Below are 21,153 nucleotides of genomic sequence, written 5' to 3'. Positions count from 1 at the left end.
TTTTTATCTTTACTAAAATATTATGCAACCTACATTCAATAAATATAACGCCAAATTCCAGGAAGCTTTAGCCGGTTTAAACCCTGAGCAGTTGGCCGCGGTTAATAAAATGGATGGCCCTGTGCTCGTTGTGGCCGGTCCCGGTACAGGCAAAACCCAGATCCTGGCTGCCCGCATAGGCAAGATCCTGACCGATACCGATGCCCTGCCAAGCGAGATCCTGTGCTTAACGTATACCGATGCCGGCGCTGTAGCCATGCGCAAACGCCTTTTTGAATTTATCGGTCCTGATGCTTACCGGATTAATATATATACGTTCCACGCTTTTTGTAACGAAATCATCCAGGAAAATCTGGAGTATTTCGGAAAACTGAACCTGGAATCGCTTTCCGACCTGGAATCGGCCATGCTGTTCCGTGAGCTGGTTGATGAGTTCCCGAACGATCACCTGCTTAAGCGCTTTACCGGCGATATTTATTACGACGTTCCCCGGCTTAAAAGCTTGTTCAGCACTATGAAGCGGGAAAACTGGAATGCCGAAATGATTGAGCAGGCCGTAAATGATTATCTCGAAGATTTACCTAATCGCGAGGAGTTTATTTATAAACGGGCTAATGCCAAAGCAGGCATCAAGATTGGTGACCCCAAGCAAAAAGATATCGACGCCGCGCACGATGTGATGAAAAAACTGCTGGCTGCTGTTGGAGAGTACCAAAACTATACAGAAAAAATGAAAGCGCGCGGCCGTTATGATTATGACGACATGATCATTTGGGTGCTGCGCGCGTTCCGCGATAATGAGGAGATCCTGCGCCGCTACCAGGAGCGTTATCAATATATTTTGGTTGATGAGTTCCAGGATACCAGCGGATCGCAAAACGAGTTACTCCGTTTCCTGCTTAATTATTGGGATACCCCGAACGTTTTTGTGGTAGGCGATGATGATCAGTCGATCTTCAAATTTCAGGGGGCCAACATGAAAAACATCCTTGATTTTGCCAATGACTATGTAGATACACTATACACCGTAGTGCTAAAACATAACTATCGCTCCAGTCAGCAGATCCTCGATATTTCAAAAGCGCTTATCGACAATAATTTTGAGCGATTGACCAGTCAGCTTAATTTAGATAAAGCTTTAAAATCGTCACATCCACGTTTTAATAACCTGTTGGTCGAGCCGGTGATCCGCGAATACGAAAACCCGGATAAAGAGCTGGTTGATGTATCGCTGCAAATAAAACAGTTAGTGTTTGATGGCGTACCTCCGGGCGAAATAGCGGTAATCTATCGCAACCACAACCAGGTTGAAGAAATGATCAAATTTCTGGATGTGCAAAAGATCCAGGTAAATAGCAAACGTAAAATTGATGTACTCACCCAACCTTTTGGCGAAAAGATCATCAACATACTGCGCTACCTTGCCATGGAGCTTGACTCGCCATACAGCGGGGATGAATTGCTGTTCGAGATCATGCACTATGATTTCTTTAACATCCCCCCTATTGAAATTGCCAAAGCAAGCGTGGCGGTATTTAAGGAAAACTTTGGCACCCTGGCCTACAATCAGCCTAAAACTTCTATCCGCCGTTACGTAAGCGAGATGAGGCCACCCAAGCAAGCAGATCTTTTTAACCCCGATCAGCAGCAGGAAATGCGGTACCTCGTTAGCAATGTTGACTACCTGCTTAAAGAAGCAGTAAGCGTTACGCTGCAGCAGCTTTTCCAAAGTGTGATAGCTAAAATGGGTATCCTGAAATACATTATGCAACAACAGGATAAAGGCAGTTACATGCAAATGCTCACCAGCTTTTTTGATTTTCTGAAAGATGAAAGTCGTAAAAAGCCTGATATCAGCCTGGATGACCTTATCTCGACTATCGAGATGATGAAGAAGCACCAGATCCGCCTGGAGCTTAACCAAAGTATTTTTTCGGAAAACGGCGTCAACTTCCTTACCGCGCACGGCTCAAAAGGGCTTGAGTTTGAATATGTGTTTTTTATTGGCTGCGACAAACGTACCTGGGACAGCAAGGGCCGGAACAGCGGTTTCAGCTATCCCGACACACTTACCCGCTCCGCCGCTGATGAAATAGCGCAGAAGGAGGAAGCCCGTCGCCTGTTTTATGTGGCAGTAACACGCGCCAAGCAGCACTTGATGATCTCATACGCCGCTAAAGACAGGAAGGACAAAGATCAGGAGGCAAGCCAGTTTATAGGCGAGATATTAGCCAGCACCAATATGCAGGTACAATACCCTAAAGTGGACGCTATGGATATGATCGAGTTCCAGGCAACCCAATTCAGCGAAGCCGAAAAACCAAAGGTAGAACTGCTGGATAAAAACTATATTAACCAGCTGCTGCAAAACTATACATTATCGGTAACCCACCTGAGCAGTTACCTGGATTGCCCGCTGCGCTTTTATTTTCAGTGTTTGATCAGGGTGCCATCGGGTAAAAGTCCGGCGGCAACTTTTGGACAGGCGGTACACTGGGCACTTAACAAAACTTACAGGCAGTTGAAGGATAATGACAATGAGTTTTTGAGTACGGAAAGTTTCATGCGCGAGTTTAGGTGGTACATGGCCCGCAATCGCGATTCTTTTACTAAAGATGAGTTTAAACTGCGCTCGGCCTATGGAGAAAAGATCCTGCCGCCATACTATGAACAAAATGTACCGCACTGGAACAAAATAGCGGTAACCGAGCGCCCTATCAAAAATATTGAAGTACACGGCGTACCCATTAAAGGCAACCTGGATAAAATTGAATTTGACGGTAAGCAAGCCACAGTTGTGGATTACAAAACGGGTAAAGTAAAAAATGCCAAAGAAAAATTGATGCGCCCAACCAATGATTTGCCCAATGGAGGTGATTACTGGCGCCAGGCAGTTTTTTACAAAATCCTTGTTGATCATGACCGCAGCAACGACTGGGAAGTTGTAAGCACCGTATTTGATTTTGTTGAACCCGTAGCCGATAACGAATATTACCGCGAAAAATTTGTGATAACACCCGATGACATGGAAACCGTAACCGGCCAGATCACCGAAACCTACGCCAAAATCATGGCACACGATTTCAGCACCGGCTGCGGCAAAAAGGAATGCAACTGGTGTCATTTTGTAAAAAGCAATTTTAAACAGGCCGATGAGATTTTAGGAATTGTTGCGGATGAGGAAGGGGAATAAGATTTTTGTGTAGAGACGCATCACATGCGTCTCCCGCAGGACAGGCAATCGGAAATAAATAGTTCGATAGACGCACGTGATGCGTCTCTACATTAAAAAAAATCACTGCCATGCCATATGAAATATATCCTCCCATTTTGCTTTGGCGGTGCGATAACACTGACCACATACAGAAACGACAGGGGTTAACAGGGTTAACACAATTTCGGATATTTCTTAACACTAACCTAATAATCAGATACTTACAAAACACACAGGGTTACACTAAAAATACCCAATGGTCGGTGTTACCGCCTTGAACGTACAAATTTAAACTCGCCATTGAACGAATCGCATCACGTGATTATTACAATGCGCTTCATTCTGCAAATTCATTAATTCCATAAATTCGGGTTTCAGACAATCACCATATGAAACACATCGTCCCATTCCTCCTCCTCATCCTAATCTTGCCGGCTACCGCCCAAACTATTATTAAACAGGACGCCGGTATTAAACAAATGGTTGATGAGGTATCGGCCAAAAACATTGAGGCTACCATTCGCAAACTGGTTAGCTTTAAAAGCAGGCATACGCTGAGTGAGACCACAAGTAAAACCACAGGCAGCGGGGCGGCGCGTAACTGGATCAAAGCCGAAATGGAGAAATATGCAGCGGAATCAAGCGGCAGGATGACTGTTCAATTTGATACGTTTACCCAGCCCAAGGGCACACGGATTGATAAACCTATCAAACTAAAAAATGTATTGGCAATATTAAAAGGTACTGATCCGAATGATACCCGGGTATACCTGGTTTCGGGCCATTACGATTCGCGGATCAATGATGTGATGGATGCCAACGGGGTTGAACCCGGCGCCAATGATGATGCCTCGGGTACCGCACTTTCAATGGAGCTGGCCAGGGTGATGGCTAAAAAATCATTCCCGGCTACTATCATTTTCATGGCTGTAGTTGGTGAAGAACAGGGTTTGTACGGATCTGCCAACGTGGCCAAACGGGCCAAAGCCGAAAACTGGAATGTGGATGCCATGCTGAATAATGATATCGTTGGCAATACCTACGGCATGGAAACCGACCTGAAGGATAACCGCAGTGTAAGGGTTTTCAGCGATGGGGTACCTACTGCCGCCACGGACAAACAGGTAGCAGCACTAAAATCATTAGGGGGAGAAAATGATAGTCCATCGAGGGGGTTGGCGCGGTATACCAAAGAAATTGGAGAGCGATACGTTGACCAACTGGATGTGAAGCTTATTTACCGGCGCGACCGATACCTGCGAGGCGGTGATCACCTGCCATTTTTGGAACAAGGCTTTACCGCTGTACGGTTTACCGAAATGAATGAAAACTTCAACCGCCAGCACCAGAACATCCGCACCGAAAACGGCATTGAATATGGCGACCTGCCCGATTTTGTCGATTTTAACTATGTGCAAAAAGTAGCGCGTATGAACCTTTCGGTATTGGCCAATCTTGCCTTGGCTCCGGCCGAACCACAAAATGTAAGCCTCATCACCAGCGATCTCACCAATAAAACCAAACTGAAATGGGAAGTACCTGCCGCGGGTAAAAAACCTGCTGGTTATTATGTGCTGATGCGTGAAACCATCAGCCCTTATTGGGAAAAGAAATTTTATGTTACCGATACTACGGCTACGCTAAATTATTCAAAAGATAATTATTTCTTCGCAGTACAGTCGGTTGACGAGCAAGGGCATGAGAGTTTACCGGTGTTTCCGAAGCCGGTAAGGTAGTTTAGAGGAAATTAGTATGCCCGAGTTCATTTTATAAATGATTGCATTGAAAAACACAATAAGCCCAAACCTGTTAAATTCATGCCCAATCTTACCGTTCAGAGCCCGAGCCGGTTATCAATTTGCCGCGTATGTATTGTTTTTTTGGATGGATAACAGATTTATTACCATCTTTAACAATAAAACGTCCTAAACTTTATGGCATTCAGCTTTACTCCTTCTTTCCACAAAGAAACTGATCTCGATGGCCTGGATCAAAAACGCTATCTCGTTATAGCACTTGAAACCGCACGGCATCTTCAATGGAAGATCATCTATACCGGCAAAAACGGTTTCATAGCGATGGCAGGAGGAGGCTTCCTAACCCCAATTCAGGAGTTTCGCCTTATTATTAAGGAGGGCGCCGCATCGATAACCAGTAAGAATGCGGATGGAAAACTCAATGACTGGGCCGAATTAAATCAAGAAAATGTAGATACTTTTATTGAAACGTTCAACCAGTTCAAAACATCTGTAACAGATGATCAGGTGGAAGAAATACTGGCCGAACTTGCTCCCATATTTGAATCGGCAGAAGATGATCTCCTAAATGCCCCTTTGCCATCAACTAAACAAAACCTTTTAAAGTTCCTTGGCTTTTTTATTCCTCAAAAAGGATATATCATAACTCCTTTGATTATTTATATCAATGCAGCCATATTCATTCTTATGATGATATGCGGAGTATCTTTTTTTGAACCCTCTATAAAAGATCTGTTGAGCTGGGGTGCCGACTACGGGCCTCTAACTTTAAACCATGAATGGTGGCGTTTAATCAGCAGTACGTTTCTTCACAACGGGATTTTTCATCTCGCCATGAATATGTATGCATTAATATACATCGGCATTTTGCTTGAGCCGGTGCTTGGAAATCTAAAATTTGCCGTTGCATACATTCTCAGTGGATTAGTTGCAAGTTTGGCAAGTGTTTCGTTCCATGGTTATGCGGTTGGTGTGGGTGCATCAGGCGCAATCTTTGGCATGTACGGGGTCTTTCTTTCTTTGCTCACTACCAATGTAATTGATAAATCTGTACGTAAGCAGCTTTTGGTAAGTATAGCGTTATTTGTAGGATTTAACCTGTTGTACGGTACCAAATCAGGCATTGATAATGCGGCACATATAGGAGGCCTGCTCAGCGGGTTTGCTATCGGCTATCTGTATTATCCAAGCATTACCCAGCCGGATAAAAAAGGGACAGAATTAATAGTTATCATGCTTATTGCTGTTGTTACGTTAGGCGGAAGCATTGTAGCTTACCGCATGATCCCTAATGTAGTTGGCATTTACGAAACCAAAATGAAAGATTTCGCTATAAAAGAATCAATGGCCTTAGAAGTAATGAGTATGCCTAAAGATACGAGCAAAGAGCTTTTACTCTCTGAGCTTAAAGACCGTGGACTATATTATTGGCAAGAAAACATCAGTCTTCTCAATGCCGTCGACTCGCTCCCGCTTCCTGATGTGTATAAAGAACGGGATGCCACATTAAAACGATACTGCGAATTGCGGATTAAAAGCTATAATCTTTATTATAAGCAGATTGAAGGAAAGCAAGCTGTTTCACAAAGCACTATTGATTCGCTTAATAAAGAGATAACTGATATTATTGACGGCCTTAACCAGAGTTCGAAATAAATGCGTAAAATACCTCCGACCTTTAATCACTAAAACTACTTTACACTCTTACGCTGTACGATAAAATATCCTGCCACAAATACTACAACTGCAATAGCCATACTTACAAATACATCTTTGGTAAAAACATCTATCTGTAACCTGTTAGAGGGATCGCCATGATTATTTTTTAACATGCTGCTGATAGCAGCCATGGGATGAGCATATGGAAATAAGTAACTATATTCCCAACCTTTTGTGGCTGCCACAACTCCGGCTATAGTACATACAAAGCCTATCCCCATCGGCTTTAAGAAATCGGCCCAAAAAAGGCTGAGTAAAAACTGGATAGAGAGAATGCCCAATGACGATAGGAACAGCTTAAAATAGATCTGTGCCAGTTCTTTCTCCATGTGGAAATCGTCGAACCGTAACTCTGGTTTTACTATGCTTAGTAAATTGCCGAAACCAATGGTAAACAGTACAAACAATGCAAGGCAAACAAATACAAGGAATACCGCATAAAAAAATTTAGCTGCATAAACCGACCAGCGCGGGATTGGCAGGTTAAACAATGTTTTCCAGGTATCAGCCCGGTGTTCGATGCTGTTTACCGAATAAGCAATAAAAATAATGTACATCGGCAATATCAGCGAGCCCATGATACCCAAAATGGCACCAGCAAACTGCAGCCAAAGCATCATTGGCGGCATTGACACCAACTTTTCGCTCTTGGTATAAAACCCCACGAACAGCAAAACACCTATAAATAAAGGCAACATGACAGAAGCCCAGAAACCAAGCGTTTTACGGCTTTTGTAAAACTCCGAACGGAATGACAGTATAAATCCTTTCATGGCTTAGGCGCTTTGGGTGATATCTAAAAATAGTTTTTCCAGGTCTTTTTGCTGTTTACTGATGCTGTAAACTGTTTGCCCGTTTTTATTGAGCAGGGCGTTGATCTCGCCCATTTGTTGTTTGGAGATGTAGGGTACCAGTAAATGTTCGTCGGTTACTTCGGTAACGTTAATATGGTTGCGGGTTAACAGGTTGGCGGCGTCAACAGTATTTTCGGCATCAACGCGCACCAGTGGTTTGCTGATGGCCTGCAGGTCGGCAACACTCCCCTGAAAAAGCATGGCGCCATTATTTATAATGCCCACATGCGTGGCCATCCGTTCAATCTCGCCAAGCAAATGGCTCGATATAAAAACAGTTTTGCCATGTTTGGCCACAAGCTTTTTCAACAGCTCGCGGATCTCGATAATACCGTTGGGGTCGAGGCCGTTGGTAGGCTCATCTAAAATCAACAATTTAGGATCGGCCAGCAGGGCCAGCGCAATGCCAAGGCGCTGCTTCATCCCTAATGAATATTGCCCGGCCTTTTTATTGGCGGCGGCGGTTAACTGTACCAGGTCAAGCATATCTTCAACGCGCCGAGCAGGCACCTGTAATAATAAGGCCCTGTTTAATAAATTTTCCCTCCCGGTTAAATGCTGATATAAAGCAGGCTGCTCAATAAGCGAACCTATTTGCGAAAGTATGTTGATGCGGTTTGTTTTAATATCCTGCTCAAAAATGTGGATGTTGCCTGCATCGGGTTTTAGCAGGTTAAGCAGGAGTTTGATGGTAGTGGTTTTCCCGGCACCATTGGGACCGAGAAAACCATATATACTTCCTTCAGGAACTTGCAGCGCCAGTGATTTAACTACCTGCTGCTTACCAAAGGTGAAGGAAAGGCCTTCGGTAGTAATTACCATATATTATTGTTTTTTGCTATTGAGCAAACGGTTTTAACCATTACAAAACCTTTGTGAAACAATGAGGTAGCATGTACTGCTGTGCGGCCAATTATTGCTGTTTCCTTTTTTTGTTCGAACTGGTAAGTAACACCCAAAATAAGGGCAAACATTACCGGGATCAATAACATGATAAAAGGATTTGAATTTTTGATAAGCGTTTTCATTGTGAGTGGTGATTTTATACAACAAAGGAATATTAAAAAAATAACCTGCTAAAATCATTTAGACCAACACACTTTGTTTATAGATGAACGCTTTTCTATACCTTTTAACCGGTTCATCGATAATAAAAGCCAGTTCATCGAAAAAAAGGGCAGCTATATATAAATAACAGGCTGATATCATTATCAAAATATTAAATTAGATGCCACACCCGTAAACATAAAAGGGATTTAGAAACAGCGAATGGAGGCTTCATTACCATTACCGAAATCCAGAACCGGCATAAAAACTGCCTGGATAATTTTTTGGCACCTGTTTTTTTGGACGGGCATTATATCCTTTTTTGTTTTTTTGGCAAGGCTAAACGATGCGCAGCTCAGTACCAAAGAGCTGCTGGTGATCTTTTTGCTTTATCCCGCTATCAACATCAGCCTGTTTTATCTTAACTACCTGGTTTATATCCCCAATTTCCTTAATAAAAAACATTACTGGGAATATGCCACCTTTGTACTGGCAAGCATTATAGTTTACGGCGTAGGCAAGTACGGGGTGGGGCTTATATTTAAGGATATTGTATTAGTACATCAAAAAGGTCATGTAACCAGTTTTGCCACCTATTTTTACAGCAGCATTTTTACCAGCTTGATATTTGTTTTCCTGAGCACGGCTTTAAAGTTCAGTACAGACTGGTTCCTGAACGAACGCATTCAGCGCGACCTGGAAAACCAGCGCCTGATTGCCGAGCTGGCTTTTCTGAAGTCGCAAATCAACCCCCATTTTTTGTTCAACTCTTTAAACAGTATTTATTCGCTGGCCTATCAACGTTCCGAAACCACGCCCGAGGCCATTTTAAAACTTTCGGAAATTATGCGTTACATGCTGTATGAGTGTAACGATAATAAAGTCGACCTGGATAAAGAGCTCCAGTACCTGCAAAACTATATCGACCTTCAAAAGATCCGCTTTGGTAGTAAAGCCTTTATTGATTTTAAGGTAGATGGCAATATCACCGATCAAAAAATAGAGCCGTTATTACTGATCGCTTTTATCGAAAACGCTTTTAAGCATGGCGTTGCTAATGATATCAACTCGCCTATTAAGTTACTTATTAACGTAGCGGATGGCAAACTGCATTTTTACATCCAAAACAAAAAACATAACAATAACCGGGATGCTGTGGGCGGCATTGGTTTGATCAATGTACAGCGCCGGCTTGATCTCCTTTATCCCAATAGGTACTCTTTAAAAATAAGGGACGAAGAATATACCTATACCTGCGAATTATCAATAGATTTATAGTTATAACCCATTATAACCATGCCCTGTTTGAAAAAATTGCTCCCAGCCCTGTTTTTTGCAGCATCGGCCATTACAGCATCTGCGCAAACTGATCCTAAAGCAACCGAAGTTTGGGACCCTGAACCTGAAGTGGTTTTACCTGGCGCCGGCAACAAACCGCCATCTGATGCTATTATTTTGTTTGATGGCAAAAACCTGGATAAATGGACAAATCAAAAAGGCAACAAACCGGGTTGGATAGTAAAGGATGGTATGGTAACCGTTAAGCCGGGCAGCGGCTCCATCATCACGAAACAAAACTTTGCCGATTGCCAGTTGCATATTGAATGGCGTACCCCGGCCATTGTTAAAGGTGAAGGCCAGGAGCGCGGTAATAGCGGCGTAATTATGCAGAGCCGCTACGAACTGCAGATCCTCGACAGTTATAAAAACCGCACCTACTCAAACGGCCAGGCAGGTTCTATATATAAACAATATGTACCGCAGGTAAACGCCTCGCTTAAACCGGGCCAGTGGCAAAAGTATGATATCATCTACACAGCCCCACGTTTTAATATCGACAGCTCTGTTAAAACACCGGCTTACATTACCGTATTACACAATGGCATACTGGTACAAAACCATGTAGCTATAAAAGGAACAGTGGCGCATGTTGGTCAACCCAAATATCAAAAACATGCCTTCGCCTTACCTTTATTGCTACAAGAGCATGAGTTCCCGGTATCGTTCCGCAATATCTGGATCAGGGAGATTGGGGTTCAAAAATTATTAAACGGCAAGGATAAAAAGGGTTGGTATACTTACCTGGATACTTTGGGCAAGGATAACGATGTGCATAATAACTTCTCCATTGAAAATGGGATGGTGCATGTAATGGGTAAATACTTTGGCTACATGGCTACCCAAAAATCGTACGATAACTATTATCTCAAGGTGGTATTTAAATGGGGAACAAAACAATATCATCCGCGCGAAAAGGGCGTACGCGATGCGGGTATCTTATATCATTTTGGCGAGGCTGATAAAGATATTGTTTGGCCAAGATCGATAGAATGTCAGATCCAGGAGGGTGATTGCGGCGATATTTGGTGTGTACAGCATACCAATGTTGTTACACCCAATAAATCGGCCATTGAGTGGGACCAGCAGCGTGTTTACCGCACCGCCAATTTTGAAAACCCGCGCGGCGAGTGGAACACCATCGAAATTATTTGCAACGGCAGCCAGATTGAACATTATGTTAACGGGCATTTGGTAAACTGGGGAATAGCCTCATTATCGCATGGCCGCATTCTGTTACAATCGGAAGGAGCCGAAATCTGGTATAAATCTGTTGAATTGACGCCGTTATAACAAAACAGCACATTAAAAAATTTAAGATAACCATTATTACATTATTTTTACGCTATGATAAGATGTTTGGTAGTTGACGATGAGCCTTTGGCGCTGCATATTTTGGAAGACTATATTTCCAAGATGCCTTTTTTGCAATTGGTTAAAGCGACAACCAACCCCATCGAGGCGCTTACCATGGTACAGGCGGCCGAAGCCGACCTGGTGTTTTTAGATGTTCAGATGCCCGAGCTTACCGGCATCCAGTTCCTGAAAATTGCCAACGGAAAAGCTAAGGTTATTTTAACCACAGCCTACCCGCAGTACGCGCTTGAAGGTTATGAGCTTGATGTAGTTGATTACCTGTTAAAGCCTATCGCATTTGATCGTTTTTTTAAATCGGTACAAAAAGCACAAAGTATTATCCAGCCGGTTGCAGCCAAACCACAGGTAGTGATGCAGGCTGAACCCGTGCAGCAGGATGATTTTTCAACCGATTTTATCTTTGTAAAAACCGAACATAAGATCCAGAAGGTATACCTGCATGACATCATGTTTATTGAGGGCTTGAAGGATTATATCAGCATTTTTACCTCTGCCGAGCGGATCATTACCCTGCAGGGCATGAAAAAGATGGAAGATGCACTCCCCGAAAAACATTTTGTTCGGGTACACAAATCATACATTGTAGCCCTTAACAAAATTGACAGCATTGAACGCAGCCGCATCCAGATAGGCGACAAGATCATCCCTGTAGGGGATACTTACCGCGATGAGTTTTTCAGGATGATTGAAAATAAAAATATTTAGGTTTAAGGACTTACAACTCATTCTGCTTTTATTGGAGACACGCATAAGATAAATCTACCTACAAAATAAAAGCATCATGCTGAGTTATTAAACCCGGCGGCCTCTGAAGGTAGCATGACATCTCTCCGTCGTCATGCCGAACTTGTTTCGGCACCTCACAAGAAAGGTAGACGGCTTGATTTGCAAGCCGCTTAGCAAATGGGATGTTGAAACAAGTTCAACATGACCGTAATTTTTATTATGTCATGGGTAACTTGTTTCAGCACCTCACAAGCTAAGTTACCATCATGCAAAGCAATTGCTGAACATGTCCTGTGGGATGCCGAAATAAATTCGGCATGACGGAGGGTATTTAAACACACAACAAAGGCGATGTCAAATATCGCCTTTGTTGTTTTAATAAAATATACTTTTAATCCAGCGCGTCTACCGTATCCTTCTCCCCTATCTGTTGCCTCCACATAGCATAATATAAACCTTTTTGGGAAATAAGATCAGCATGCTTACCCGATTCAATAATACGGCCTTTCTCCAATACGTAAATGCTGTCGGCATGCATAATGGTTGATAAGCGGTGAGCGATCAGGATCGTGATATGATTTTCCTTTTCGGATACATTACGGATGGTTTCGGTGATCTCCTCCTCGGTGATGGAATCAAGCGAAGAGGTTGCCTCGTCAAATACCAGGATATCCGGCCTGCGTAATAAAGCACGGGCTATAGAAAGGCGTTGTTTTTCGCCACCTGACACTTTTACACCGCCCTCGCCAATTACGGTGCTTAAACCTTTATCGGCACGGGCAAGCAGGGTTTGGCAGGCTGCACGCTGTAGCACATCCATACATTCCTCGTCGGTAGCCCCCGGGCGCACAAACTGCAGGTTTTCGCGGATAGTACCCGAAAACAGTTGCGTATCCTGGGTTACAAAGCCTATTTTTTCACGCAGCTGATCAAGATCAATCTCTTTGCTTAAGATACCATTGTATAAAATATCGCCCTGCAAGGGCTGATATAAACCAACCAATAATTTAACGAGCGTAGTTTTACCCGAGCCCGAAGGGCCAACAAAAGCGATTGTTTCTCCGGAATTGGTTTCAAAACTAATATGGTTGAGCGCGTTACGATTTGCGGTTAAATGTTTAAAGCTAACATCATTAAACGTTAAGGTATTCACTTTTTCAAGCAATACAGGTTTTTCGGGCTTTTTATCAATAGGGATACTCAATATCCGGTTAAAGTTGCCAAGGGAAACCTCAGCCTCGCGCCAGGAAAGGATTACGTTGCCTAACTCCTGCAAAGGGTTAAATAAAAAGAATGAGTAAAATAAAAAGCTGAAATATTGTCCGGGAGATATTGTTTCCTTAAAGATAAGCATCAGTAATACCACAACCATCACACTTCTTACCAAGTTCACCGTAGTGCCCTGTACAAAGCTCATGCTGCGTACATACTTTACTTTTTTCAGTTCCAGGTCAAGGATTTTGTAGGTTGTATTATTTAACCTTTCAATTTCCTGCTTGGCCAAACCCAAACTTTTTACCAGCTCAATGTTTCTTAACGATTCGGTAGTTGAACCTGCAAGCGCGGTAGTTTCGGCCACAATTTTCTTCTGGATGGTTTTGATACGGCGGCTCATAGCCATACTCACAAAAGTGATGATCGGTATCGCTGCAAAATATACCAACGTAACTTTATAGCTTACACTTACCGAATATACAATTACAAACACCATCCCGATCAGGGATACAAAAAGGATCCCGATAAAAGAAGTGATAAATTTTTCGCAATCTAAACGTACTTTTTGCAATATGCCCAAAGTTTCGCCGCTCCGCTGGTCTTCAAATACCTGGTAAGGCAGCTCAAGCGAGTGCTTTAAACCATCGGCATACATTTCGGCACCAACTTTTTGGGTAATTATATTGGTAAAATAATCCTGAAAGTTTTTAGCTATACGCGATACCATGGCAACACCGATGGCTGCACCAACCAGCATCAGCACCTGGTTCAGGTATGCGTCATATTTCAGCTTACTGCGTTGTTCAATAACACGGTCAACAATGCGGCCGGTTATCCATGGGTCGAGCAGTGAAAAGCCTATATTCATTGCCGCCAGGAAAAGTGCAAATACAACTATCCCGCGGTGTTTTTTTAAGTAAGAGATTAATACATTCATGTTTCGGCAGCAAACATAAAAAAAGGGAATGGCTAAGTAGCTCATTCCCTTTTAATTTGACACAAGGTTAATATTAAACCGTCATGATATCTTTTTCTTTAGCTTCTGAAAGCTGGTCGACTTTAGCGATGTAAACATCAGTAAGTTTTTGTACTTCAGCTTCGCCTGTTTTTATTTCATCTTCAGAAACACCTTCCGATTTTAATTTTTTGATCTTTTCGTTGGCATCCTTACGAATGTTACGGATAGCTATTTTACCGGTTTCAGCTTCACCTTTGGCTTTTTTAACCAGGTCACGGCGGCGTTCTTCGGTAAGCGGCGGTACGTTAATACGGATAATGATACCGTCGTTTTGTGGGTTAAGCCCTAAATTTGCTTCCTTGATGGCTTTTTCAATTGCGCCCAGTAATGATTTTTCCCATGGCTGAACAACGATAGTACGGGCATCAGGAGTATTTACACTGCCGATCTGGCTAAGAGGTGTTGGTGTACCGTAGTAATCAACTTTAACGTCATCCAATAATGATGGGCTTGCTTTACCTGCACGTATTTTATTTAGTTCGCTGTCCGCATGCTCAATGGCCTTATCCATATTGGCCTTTGCATCGTTTACTTGTTTTTTAATGAGTTCGCTCATCGGTTTTTAAATTTTCAACAAAAGTAATAAAATCTATCATTTTACGGCTTGGGTATTTGGGTTCAATTAAAAAGCATTTAACAATAAATAACATTATTTAACATTTAAATATTATTGAATGATAGGTATATTAGTATAAAATATTATCGCCATGAAAAAAGCCTTACTCTTTGTTGCTATTTTAGCCTGTGCAAGTCGGCTTAAAGCACAAAATTTAAATAAAGCTCCCGGTAACAATAATGCTGTCGATAAGCTATTTAACCTGAAACCATTCAAGGCCGATACCAACCTGTCAAAATTAATCCCGGTACTTCCGCAAAACGGACTATTAAACAATAATGGCACACGGTTAAACACACGCGAGCTTATTGCAGATGAAACCGTTTACAGCCGCATGCCGGTTATTAAAACCTATCCACGCGATAATATGCCGGTTGTTAAAACAGATGAACCGGGGACGAAATATCACATGCTGATTAAAAAGATAGATGTTGTTAATCCGGATGTTGTTGAGGTTAAAAAAGATAAGGTTACTCCTTGAAATATACATTAACTGGGGTGTCACAAGTCATCCCTGCACTATCCTTCACACAAGACTTGCGCCAGTTGACGAACAAGCTTTTTCATTATGAGCCTGACCTTTAAAAATCTTTATTCAAAACCTTTTCCAATTCAGCAAAACTGATATTCATTTTAATCCGGCCCTGCTTGGCGTAAGAGATTTCACCGGTTTCTTCAGATACAATGATCGCCGTTGCTTCATTAGCTTCCGTTACACCAATGCCTGCCCTGTGGCGCAGACCAAACTGTGCCGGCAGGTCTGTTTTTTCGGTAAGTGGTAAAATACAACTTGCCGATTTTATCTTATTCTCCGAAATCACCACCGCACCATCATGCAGCGGACTGGTTTTCTGAAAAATACTCTCGAGCAAACGTTTTGAAATTTTGGCCTCCACCACCTCGCAGCTATTTTGATAAAACTGTTCGTCATAATACTTAGCAAAAACGATAAGCGCCCCTGTGCGGGTTTGCTTCAGGCTTTTGCAGGCATCAATAATAGGTTTTATACGGGCGTAGTTATTTTTTTCCACTTCAGATTTTCCGAAGAAATACTGCCACCAGGCTTTATTACGCTGTAAGGATGCATTTTTCCCTACCAGCAATAAAAACCGCCTTACTTCCTGCTGAAATACCACGATAATGGCAATGATCCCAACATCAACAAACTTGCCCAGGATAATGGTAAGCAGCTTCATGTCTAAAGCCTTTACCACAAAATTAAGGGCAAAGATCACTGCGAAACCAATGAAGATATTAGCCGCAATGGTTCCCCTGATGAGGTTATACAACTGGTAAATGATCAAAGCCACCAGCAATACATCAAGGATAGAGAAAAAACCTATTTTGGGAAAAAGGGATTGTATGGACTGCATTTACGAAGTTAATAAGTTTACCCGAACATAAACGCCGGAAGGATGGTAATTATGATGTGCCGACCCGGTACACCGGTCATTTTACATGCCCGTGTTATTATTCAGGGAATGTATGGTCCGCCCGGTACACCCCAGCCCCATTTCGGCATAGGTGTATCGGCGCTTTCAGTTGTATTATCCGTTTGGGAGTTCAACACCGCTATCCGCGTGCCCCACTCCAGGTAGGCCATAAAAGCCGAACGAAATTCAGGGTCATCTGGCAGCGATAGTTCATCGGCGGTTTGCAGCAACAGTTCAATCCAGCGCTTACGGTGTGCTTCGTTTAAATACCTTTGCAAATGCTTATTGATCATGGCATAATGGCTGCCTTCAGTTTCACTATAGGTTTTGGGCCCGCCGAATACTTCGCTTACAAAATGCGCCACATGCATTCGGTGCTGGGGCGACATGTGCTTAAATACAGGCTCCAGCAATTCATCGGCTAAAACTTTATCATAAAAATTATTGAAAAGCTGTTCAAAAGCAGGTGTGCCGCCCGCCCATTCAAACAGAGTGGGAATTGTAGCTGTCATAATTGTAAAAACCGGTTATGATAAAGATAAGCAGTGCATCTTTAAAAAGCCAGTTATTTATATACAGCAATAAAATTGATTTATTTGTCCCTTTCGGTAGTAAACCTAACCAGTTGCTCCAGTCCGCGGTGCGAGTCGCTGTCGGGGAATGTGTTCAGGATCTCAAAAGCCTCCTCCTGGTACTTTTTCATCTGGGTTTCGGCGTATTGCAGGCCCCCGGTATCCTTTACGAATTTGATGATCTCAGCAATTTTTTTAGGCTCTTCATTATGGTTCTTCACCAGGTTGATCACTCTCTTTTTTTCTGAGCTGCTGCAATTGGCCAGCGCGTAAATCAGCGGCAGGGTAACTTTTTTCTCTTTAATATCAATACCTAATGGCTTACCCACATCATCGGTACCAAAATCAAACATATCGTCCTTGATCTGGAAGGCGATACCTATCTTTTCGCCAAAGAGGCGCATTTTTTCAACTACTTCATCACTGGCCCCCGCCGATGCAGCGCCGCATGCACAGCATGATGCAATAAGCGAAGCGGTTTTCTGCCTGATCACTTCGTAATAAACAGGTTCGCCAATATCCATACGGCGTACCTTTTCAATCTGCATCAGTTCGCCCTCGCTCATTTGCTTAACAGCATCGGATACGATACGCAGCAGTTGAAAATCGTTGTTATCGATAGAAAGCAATAAACCTTTTGATAGCAGGTAATCGCCCACCAAAACGGCTATCTTATTTTTCCATAAAGCATTGATAGAGAAAAAGCCGCGGCGCTGGTAGGAGTTATCAACCACATCGTCGTGCACAAGTGATGCCGTATGTAACAGCTCAACCAATGCCGCTCCGCGGTGCGTTGCCTCATTGATGCCTCCGCAAATGCTGGCCGAAAAGAACACGAACATGGGGCGGATCTGCTTGCCTTTACGCTTTACGATATAATGCGTGATACGGTCAAGCAGAGGAACGGAACTTTTCATTGAGTTCCTGAATTTCTCCTCAAACGCATCAATATCGGCAGCAATAGGTTTTTTAATGTCGTTGATGCTCAGCATTGCAACCAAAACAGTATTTTACGTTAACCACCGCCATGTGACAGTGCGGAGCAAACATAAGCTAAAATTATGTATCTGCATTACGGCCTAATATTTTTTACTCAAATTAAACCAAAGCACACAATAACCGTCATACTTATGCTAGTGCAATTTTTATAAGTAGAGTTAAGTTTTTGTGAAAGCGAAGCCAGTTAAAACTGGCTTCGCTTTTTTATTGATAGTAAGGGCAAATATTTTACCTTTGCAATCCACATTTACACGGAGAGGTGTCTGAGTGGTCGAAAGAGCACGCCTGGAAAGTGTGTATACTCCAAAAGGGTATCGAGGGTTCGAATCCCTCCCTCTCCGCTGATTTTCATACCAAAATAACTAAAAGCCTGGATATTCCGAAGCCGTTGATCAATGCGTTCCGGCGAAGAGTTCAGAGCGTTCTGTTACACTATAACCATGTTATCTTCCTGAATTACATATTTGAAATTTGATATTCCTCACACAACTCGCTGGTCTAATGGGAACGAAACAGCATGGTTAAGCATGCCGGAATTTCCAATTGCACCAGTATTCCCCATCTTTTTGCTGATGCCATAAACAGTGGTGGGCTCAGCGCGGGCATGCTGACGTGATGCACCTATTGCCGGATGACATCAACCATGTAAAGAAAATGCTCCAGTTTCTTTATGATCACGGACGGATATATAGAAGTACTACAAATTGAGCTATTTTTTGTTTCCGATGCCCTTAAAGCGGCGATAAAATACAAAATTCACTCAATCGTTACAGGTTAATACTTTTTTAATGTTTTATTAAGCCGGGGCAATTTATTTGTACTATCAATCAACCAATAAGCCAGCCCGGACGGCGTCACAAAGTATCATTTTAAGCGGTTTAAAACAAGGGGCACAGGCGAGGCTGAACGCTCCGCTTTCTTCAGGCGGCCTTAAAGCTTTGCCGGTATTGCAAACCGTTGTGTTGAAAGTACAGGGCGAGAGCATTCGCCGGTCAACGCCGGCGGCGGTTTGCTCGCCGGTCGATAAATACACATATTATATAATCATTATAACAATCTACAATATATTTCATAATGAACAACAATCTTTTAAAGTACGCCTGCCTCACTTTTTTAGCCTTAAGCATAACCAAAACCGAAGCCCAAATCGTGGCGGCTGTTACAGATTCCCTACTCGATAATTATAACGTCACCTGGGATGTGCCCGGGCCAACTTCGTCGCAGTCAATGCCGTTGGGTAATGGGGACATAGGCCTCAATGTGTGGGTGGAAAAAAAAGGCGACCTGGTTTTCTACATCAGTAAAACCGATGCCTGGGGCGGCGAATTGGATGCCCAGAAAGACCCCTGGATGCAACAGGGTGGCGTACTCATGAAATTGGGTGCCATTCATATTTCGGTAAGTCCCAGCCCGCTGGCCAAAAGCGCAGCCTTTAAACAGATATTAAAATTACGCGGTGGCGAAATATTAGTGCAGGAAGGCGAAGGCAGATCAGCAGTTAAGCTGAGGGTTTGGGTTGATGCCAATAACCCGGTAATAAGGGTAGAGGCACAGAGCCATATTCCTGTTTCGGTAAACGTAAAGCTTGATAATTGGCGCGCCGGCCAAACAGACACCGTGCTGAACAACGAGAAAAACCGCATTGTCTGGTATCATCATAATTCGGCAACTGCCGATCCGCATTTGGCTAACCTTACTTTTGGGGCTGTTGTAAAGGGTAAAGGATTAGTGAGTAAAGATGCATCGACACTGCAATCGGGCAATGTAAACACACAGCTCGTTTCCATTTATCCTTTAACAGCGGTTGCGGGCACCGGTAAGAAGTGGCTTGCTCAGCTGGACAAACAAGAGACAGCAATGGGGAACCTAAATGTGGAACAAACCCGGCTGGCACATCAAAAATGGTGGCAACAATTCTGGAACCGCAGCCACATATTTTTAAAAGGTGATGACTTAGCCACACAGGTTACACAGGGTTATATATTGCAGCGCTTTGTTACTGCCTGCGCGGGGAGAGGAACCGGGCCTATAAAGTTCAATGGGTCGATATTTGTTGTGGATAACCCCGGCTGGAAACATGATGGCAAACCCGACCCCCAAAATGCTGATTTCAGAGCTTGGGGCGGGCAATATTGGTTTCAAAACACACGAGCAATGTACTGGCCCAGGCTCATGGCCGGCGACTTCGACATGATGATGCCCCTGTTCAATATGTACGCTAAGATACTAACGGCCAATAAAGCACAGGTAAAACAGTTTTACAATCATGACGGCGCTTACTTTGCCGAAACCGCGCCTTTTTGGGGCGGACTGCAGTTTATGGGACCCAATGTAAAAGCCAATTACACTAATCATTATTTTACGCCGATACTGGAACTGAGCATGATGATGCTTGATTATTACGAATACACGAGCGACACCCGGTTTGTTGAACAAACACTGCTGCCGGTTGCAACTGCCGGGATAGAATTTTTCGACAAGCATTTTGGTCGCGATAGTACCGGTAAGCTATTACTCGATCCTGACAACTCTATTGAGATGTTTTGGAAGGTGCATAACCCCGCGCCTGATATTGCCGCCCTACGCGCGGTAATCAGTCGCATGATAACATTATCAAATACTTTAGTTGATGATAAAACCCGGCAGCAATGGCAAAAACTATACAACGAACTACCTCCATTACCGATGGCCGAAGTAAATGGTAAAAACGTGTTACTACCTTATACCGGCCCGCAAACTGCCAAATCGTTCAACAGCGAAAACCCGGAGCTATATGCAGTATATCCATTCAGGCTGTACGGTATAGGCAAGCCCGATCTGGAGTTGGCACTAAATACTTTTAATACCCGTAAACAACGAGCCAAAGGCTGTTGGGTACAGGATCCCATACAGGCGGCCATGTTAGGCCAGGCTGATGTGGCAAAGGATTATGTGAGCTTTGCCTTCACCCGCAAATCGCCCGATTTGAAGTTCCCGGCTTTTTGGGCCAGTGGTAACGATTATCATCCAGACGAAGATAATGGCGGTAACGGCGAAAACGGGTTACAGCAAATGCTGATGCAGGCCGATGGTAAAAAGATAATCCTGCTGCCCGCCTGGCCGGCAGGCTGGGATGCCGATTTTAAACTGAATGCCCCTTACAACACCAGGGTGCAGGGTAAGGTAGTAAATGGTAAACTACAAAACCTGAAAGTGACCCCCGCCAACCGCATGGCCGATGTCGTGGATATGACTAAAAAACGCCATGGACCCCGATTTTAAACACCAT

Annotated in this window: 16 protein-coding genes and 1 tRNA gene; 9 read left to right on the top strand and 8 right to left on the bottom strand. The window is 43.3% G+C overall.

Going from position 1 to position 21,153, the window contains the following annotated elements; all coding sequences use genetic code 11:
* The first annotated feature begins 22 nt into the window (after positions 1–22).
* The 3 genes from SNE26_RS27050 (at position 23) to SNE26_RS27040 (ending at position 6,627) form a co-directional block, all read left to right on the top strand.
* The gene (locus SNE26_RS27050; protein WP_321556957.1) at positions 23–3,193 is read left to right on the top strand and encodes an ATP-dependent DNA helicase; all 3,171 of its coding nucleotides are present in this window, start codon (positions 23–25) and stop codon (positions 3,191–3,193) included.
* Between the two features lie 410 nt (positions 3,194–3,603).
* Positions 3,604–4,950, top strand: a complete 1,347-nt coding sequence (locus SNE26_RS27045) for a M28 family peptidase (protein WP_321556956.1) — start codon at positions 3,604–3,606, stop codon at positions 4,948–4,950.
* A 198-nt stretch (positions 4,951–5,148) separates the two neighbouring features.
* Positions 5,149–6,627, top strand: a complete 1,479-nt coding sequence (locus SNE26_RS27040; protein ID WP_321556955.1) for a rhomboid family intramembrane serine protease — start codon at positions 5,149–5,151, stop codon at positions 6,625–6,627.
* Between the two features lie 35 nt (positions 6,628–6,662).
* On the opposite strand, the gene SNE26_RS27035 is transcribed toward SNE26_RS27040, so the two are convergent.
* Genes SNE26_RS27035 through SNE26_RS27025 form a run of 3 tightly spaced genes read right to left on the bottom strand, consistent with a single transcriptional unit; the run spans position 6,663 to position 8,572 of the window.
* Positions 6,663–7,463, bottom strand: coding sequence for an ABC transporter permease (locus SNE26_RS27035; protein ID WP_321556954.1), 801 nt, complete (start codon positions 7,461–7,463; stop codon positions 6,663–6,665).
* Between the two features lie 3 nt (positions 7,464–7,466).
* A complete protein-coding gene (locus SNE26_RS27030) occupies positions 7,467–8,366 on the bottom strand; it encodes an ATP-binding cassette domain-containing protein (protein ID WP_321556953.1) in 900 nt (299 codons plus the stop codon).
* Entirely contained in the window at positions 8,360–8,572 is a 213-nt protein-coding gene (locus SNE26_RS27025; protein ID WP_321556952.1) for a hypothetical protein, read from the bottom strand. Before SNE26_RS27025 ends, SNE26_RS27030 begins: the two co-directional genes overlap by 7 nt.
* 349 nt (positions 8,573–8,921) lie before the next feature.
* On the opposite strand from SNE26_RS27025, the gene SNE26_RS27020 reads away from it, so the two are divergent.
* Genes SNE26_RS27020 through SNE26_RS27010 form a run of 3 tightly spaced genes read left to right on the top strand, consistent with a single transcriptional unit; the run spans position 8,922 to position 12,011 of the window.
* On the top strand, positions 8,922–9,869 hold the full coding sequence (locus SNE26_RS27020; RefSeq protein ID WP_321556951.1) for a sensor histidine kinase: 948 nt from the start codon (positions 8,922–8,924) through the stop codon (positions 9,867–9,869).
* A gap of 27 nt (positions 9,870–9,896) precedes the next feature.
* Entirely contained in the window at positions 9,897–11,222 is a 1,326-nt protein-coding gene (locus SNE26_RS27015; RefSeq protein ID WP_321556950.1) for a DUF1080 domain-containing protein, read from the top strand.
* 54 nt (positions 11,223–11,276) lie between these two features.
* Positions 11,277–12,011, top strand: a complete 735-nt coding sequence (locus SNE26_RS27010; RefSeq protein WP_090530824.1) for a LytTR family DNA-binding domain-containing protein — start codon at positions 11,277–11,279, stop codon at positions 12,009–12,011.
* 412 nt (positions 12,012–12,423) lie between these two features.
* Here SNE26_RS27010 and SNE26_RS27005 read toward each other — a convergent pair whose 3' ends face one another.
* Together SNE26_RS27005 and frr are read right to left on the bottom strand one after the other, a co-directional pair.
* Entirely contained in the window at positions 12,424–14,184 is a 1,761-nt protein-coding gene (locus tag SNE26_RS27005) for an ABC transporter ATP-binding protein (protein ID WP_321556949.1), read from the bottom strand.
* 73 nt (positions 14,185–14,257) lie between these two features.
* Positions 14,258–14,821, bottom strand: coding sequence for a ribosome recycling factor (frr, locus tag SNE26_RS27000; protein ID WP_321556948.1), 564 nt, complete (start codon positions 14,819–14,821; stop codon positions 14,258–14,260).
* Between the two features lie 151 nt (positions 14,822–14,972).
* Here frr and SNE26_RS26995 point away from each other — a divergent pair, with 151 nt between their 5' ends.
* Positions 14,973–15,362: a hypothetical protein gene (locus SNE26_RS26995; protein ID WP_321556947.1), complete on the top strand. Its 390-nt coding sequence runs from the start codon at positions 14,973–14,975 to the stop codon at positions 15,360–15,362.
* A 100-nt stretch (positions 15,363–15,462) separates the two neighbouring features.
* Here the strand turns inward: SNE26_RS26995 and cdaA are convergent, their stop codons facing one another.
* The 3 genes from cdaA to SNE26_RS26980 all read right to left on the bottom strand — a co-directional run bounded on the left by cdaA (position 15,463) and on the right by SNE26_RS26980 (position 17,878).
* A complete protein-coding gene (gene cdaA, locus SNE26_RS26990) occupies positions 15,463–16,254 on the bottom strand; it encodes a diadenylate cyclase CdaA (protein WP_090530839.1) in 792 nt (263 codons plus the stop codon).
* A 101-nt stretch (positions 16,255–16,355) separates the two neighbouring features.
* Complete coding sequence (locus SNE26_RS26985) at positions 16,356–16,826, bottom strand: group II truncated hemoglobin (RefSeq protein WP_321556946.1); 471 nt, start codon at positions 16,824–16,826, stop codon at positions 16,356–16,358.
* Positions 16,827–16,906: 80 nt separating this feature from the next.
* Complete coding sequence (locus SNE26_RS26980) at positions 16,907–17,878, bottom strand: polyprenyl synthetase family protein (RefSeq protein WP_321556945.1); 972 nt, start codon at positions 17,876–17,878, stop codon at positions 16,907–16,909.
* Positions 17,879–18,138: 260 nt separating this feature from the next.
* Here SNE26_RS26980 and SNE26_RS26975 point away from each other — a divergent pair.
* Positions 18,139–18,226, top strand: a tRNA-Ser gene (locus SNE26_RS26975).
* A gap of 733 nt (positions 18,227–18,959) precedes the next feature.
* The gene (locus SNE26_RS26970; protein WP_321556944.1) at positions 18,960–21,146 is read left to right on the top strand and encodes a DUF5703 domain-containing protein; all 2,187 of its coding nucleotides are present in this window, start codon (positions 18,960–18,962) and stop codon (positions 21,144–21,146) included.
* The last annotated feature ends 7 nt before the right edge of the window (positions 21,147–21,153 follow it).

This window comes from Mucilaginibacter sp. cycad4 (genome assembly GCF_034263275.1).
Taxonomy (GTDB): Bacteria; Bacteroidota; Bacteroidia; order Sphingobacteriales; family Sphingobacteriaceae; genus Mucilaginibacter.
Note: the sequence above shows the minus strand (reverse complement) of the source record. Positions and strands in the feature narration are given on the sequence as shown.